Consider the following 3,891-nt stretch of genomic DNA (forward strand, 5'->3'; position numbering starts at 1 on the left):
TGGGCGAAGAGTATGCCACTGAACCGGTTGAAATTGAAGGATACGTAGTGATCGAAACACCAGAGAACGCAACTGGTGAATTCGGCGAAGAAGCTCAGACAGTCACTTATGTGTACGCAAAAGTGGCTGGTGATGTCACGGTCGTATATGTGGACGAGGATGGAAATGAGCTAGCTGAGTCAACGACGCAAACAGGGACAGTGGGCGAAGAGTATGCCACTGAACCGGCAGAAGTTGATGGATTCGAACTGGTTGAAGTTCCATCCAACGCAACAGGCGAATTCACAGAGGATCCTCAAACTGTAACTTACGTTTATCAACCGGTGCAGACACCTGTTGAACCAGGCACAGTAACGGTTAATCATGTAGATGAAGAAGGAAATGCTTTGACTGAACCGGAGCTACTATCCGGAGAGATTGGGACAGACTACACTACAGCGGCGAAAGAATTCGAGGGGTATGTGCTAACGGCTACACCTGATAATGCATCTGGTCAATTTACAAATGAAGACCAGACAGTCACTTATGTGTATGCAAAAGTTGCTAGTAGTATCACGGTAGAATATGTCGACCAAGATGGTAATGAATTAGCAGCGCCAACCACACAAGTCGGTGCAGTGGGCGAAACTTACAGCACTGAGCCGATAGAAATTGATGGATTCGAACTGGTTGAAGTTCCATCCAACGCAACAGGCGAATTCACAGAGGATCCTCAAACCATAACTTACGTTTATCAACCGGTGCAGACACCTGTTGAGACTGGCACAGTAGTGGTCAATCATGTAGATGAAAAAGGAAATGCCTTGACTGAAACGGAGCTACTATCCGGAGAGATTGGAACAGACTACACTACAGCGGCGAAAGAATTCGAGGGGTATGTACTAACGGCTACACCCGATAATGCATCTGGTCAATTTACAAATGAGACCCAGACAGTGACATACGTTTATGGTCCTGCAGATGTCCCAGAAGTAAAAGGTGTTATTGTAGTTGAATATGTGGATACAGAGGGGACTCCGCTTGCAGAACCGATGACTGATTCTGGTCTGATTGGTTCCGGGTATACGACAGCACCGCTAGAAATTGACGGATATGATTTAGTTGAAGTACCTTCCAATGCAGAGGGCGTGTTTGGAGATGAGCCTCAGACCGTGACATATGTATACATCAAGAAAGCTGATCCAATGGGTACAATTGTTGTTGTACATGTAGATGAAGAAGGAAATGAGTTGTTGGCAGCTGAGACTGTAATAGGCGTGATTGGTTCACCGTACAATACGGAGGCAGCAACAATCGCTGGTTATGAATTAGTTCAAACACCAGGAAATGCTGCTGGTTCGTTCACAGGTGAACAACAGATTGTTACGTATGTCTATGCACCAGTTGAAACAGAAGTACCTACTGGAACCGTACTTGTTGAATATGTTAATGAACAGGGAGAATCTCTGGTAACACGTGATTCGTTCACAGGTGAAGTTAATTCGCCATATTCAACTCAACCAGTTCAAATTGAAGGATACGAATTAATTGCAACACCCGATAATGCCGCGGGGGTATTTACAGAAGGAACACAGGTTGTTACTTATGTTTATGCGCTAATTCCGGAAGAGCCGGTTGAGACACAAGGAGCGATTGTGGTTCAATTTGTGGCTGAGGCCGGTAATATTTTGAAAGATTCACAGGCATATACGGGAGTGGTAGGTGCAGCCTATAGTACTGATCCTGCTGTGATTGAAGGATATGAGCTGATTGTGACTCCTGAAAATGCTTCAGGAATCTACACTGCGGATACTCAAATAATCACTTATGTATATTCGAAGATCGCTGTAGAACCGCAGAATGGCATCGTGAACGTTATATTTGTTGATGAGGATGGTAACCCGTTGGCTGACCCACAAATGCTGACAGACGTGATCGGAGAGGCTTACAGTACATCTCCTGCCGCGATTGATGGCTACGAGCTTGTTATTACACCTGACAATGCAAATGGGACGTTTAAAGAAGCACCACAGACAGTTGTTTATGTTTACAGTTCGACAGAAGTACCTGTGGAAATGGGAGAAGTAACAATTAAGCACGTCGATCAAGATGGAAATCCGATCGCAGATTCTGAAAAGCTAACAGGCGAAGTAGGAAGTGAATACACGTCTACTCCGAAAGAAATTGAAGGATACAAACTTGTCGAGCAGCCGGAGAACGCGGACGGCACATTCACAGACGGTTCACAAACCGTGACTTATGTGTATGAAAAAATCAAAGACACACCAGTATCAGGAGAAGTCAAAGTAATTTACGTCGATCAAGATGGAAATCCGATCGCAGATTCTGAAAAGCTAACAGGCGAAGTAGGAAGTGAATACACGTCTACTCCGAAAGAAATTGAAGGATACAAACTTGTCGAGCAGCCGGAGAACGCGGATGGCACATTCACAGACGGTTCACAAACCGTGACTTATGTGTATGAAAAAATTACGTCTAATCCAGTACCAACAGAGCCACAACCAACAGAGCCACAACCAACAGAGCCACAACCCGACCACCCTGAACCAGATCAACCGGTTCAAGATAAATTGCCACAAACAGCAACGAATACGTTCAATATAATGATTATGGGCGGCCTCATGATGATTATCGGAATGATAATGTTGCTAGTTTGGAACAAACGTCGTAAGACACTTGAAGTAATGTAATAAGGAGGCCCTCTTTTTTCTCTTGATTAAAGAGGGCCTTTATTTTAGGAGTGAGGGCAATGAAGCGAGCAGGCATTGGTTTTCTATTAATTGGCTTCTTAGTCGTCAGTTATGCCATGTATGAATTAGTTCAAGGCAGTGCGGAAGTCGACAAAGAACTAATCGCTACAAAGCAGATGATTGAAGAAAATAAAGAATTAACTGCTGGAAAGCAGAAGTCTGTAGAAGGCTCAGCAAAGGGAGAAGAGGAAACTGATCTGCTTCCAGATTTTCAGTTGGAGGTAGGGGACAATGCTGGTGTAATTGAAATTGACTCCGTAAAGATTGAGGCACCAATCATTTCTGGCACAGATGAAGGATCACTGCGTAAGGGTGTAGGTCATATGCCGTCTACCAAGCTTCCGGGACAGAACGATCAAATTTTACTGGCCGGGCACCGAGACACCGTTTTTGAACCTTTGGAGGGCATTAAAGAAGATGATTTGATCAAAATTACTATGCCATATGGAACGTACGAATATAGAGTGATTGGAACAGATGTGGTGAAAGGCAGTGACACATCCATTATCCAATCAAGTGATAAGGAAGAGCTGGTTTTGGTTACCTGTTATCCGTTTCAACTATTTGGCGCTGCATCTGACCGTTTTATTGTCTATGCAATACCACTAGTGTCGCGTTAATTTATTTTGAAGATTAGGAATTCATAAAACATTCAAAAACTGGCGAAAATCAAAAGAAAAAGTCCTTTATAATGGAAAGGTCAGGTAGTTCCTGTCCAAATCCAATAAAAAGGACTCACGCATGGACAAGAATACACGAAAAACTTCATTTGGTAAATGGGTTAGCCCCATAAATTTTGAAAAATTTAACGAAACCGTGATGATTCGCGGACAAGATCGCTACACAAAAAAACTGACAACACAGGCCTATACACTGTTGATGTTGCACGCCCATCTAACACAAACGGACAGCCTTCATGCGCTCAAAGCCGCACTTGCGAGCGATGACCTTGCCCAGGCAGCCGGAGTTGAATCCATTAGCGTGTCCCAGCTCTCCAGAAAAAACAATGAGCTGTAGACTGACCTAGCTATATGAGACACTAATAAAAACACCTTATTAGGCTGCCACCACACCATATTTTATCGGTGTGAGGTAGCCTAATTTTTCTTGGATACGCTCTTCGTTATAGTAAGTTAAGTAA

The 3,891-nt window shown here is 43.7% G+C and carries 3 protein-coding genes; all 3 read left to right on the plus strand.

The genetic code is table 11. The features are described from left to right. On the plus strand, positions 1–2,690 hold a 2,690-nt coding region (locus KNP80_RS15580; RefSeq protein WP_214835075.1), incomplete at its 5' end, for a MucBP domain-containing protein. 59 nt (positions 2,691–2,749) lie between these two features. Further along, positions 2,750–3,370 carry a sortase gene (locus KNP80_RS15585; protein ID WP_214835076.1) on the plus strand — a complete coding sequence of 207 codons (621 nt, stop codon included), beginning with the start codon at positions 2,750–2,752 and terminating at the stop codon, positions 3,368–3,370. A 121-nt stretch (positions 3,371–3,491) separates the two neighbouring features. Continuing rightward, a complete protein-coding gene (locus KNP80_RS15590) occupies positions 3,492–3,767 on the plus strand; it encodes a DUF4372 domain-containing protein (protein WP_251132412.1) in 276 nt (91 codons plus the stop codon). The last annotated feature ends 124 nt before the right edge of the window (positions 3,768–3,891 follow it).

This window comes from Exiguobacterium sp. E4787, assembly GCF_018618375.1.
Lineage (GTDB): Bacteria > Bacillota > Bacilli > Exiguobacteriales > Exiguobacteriaceae > Exiguobacterium > Exiguobacterium chiriqhucha.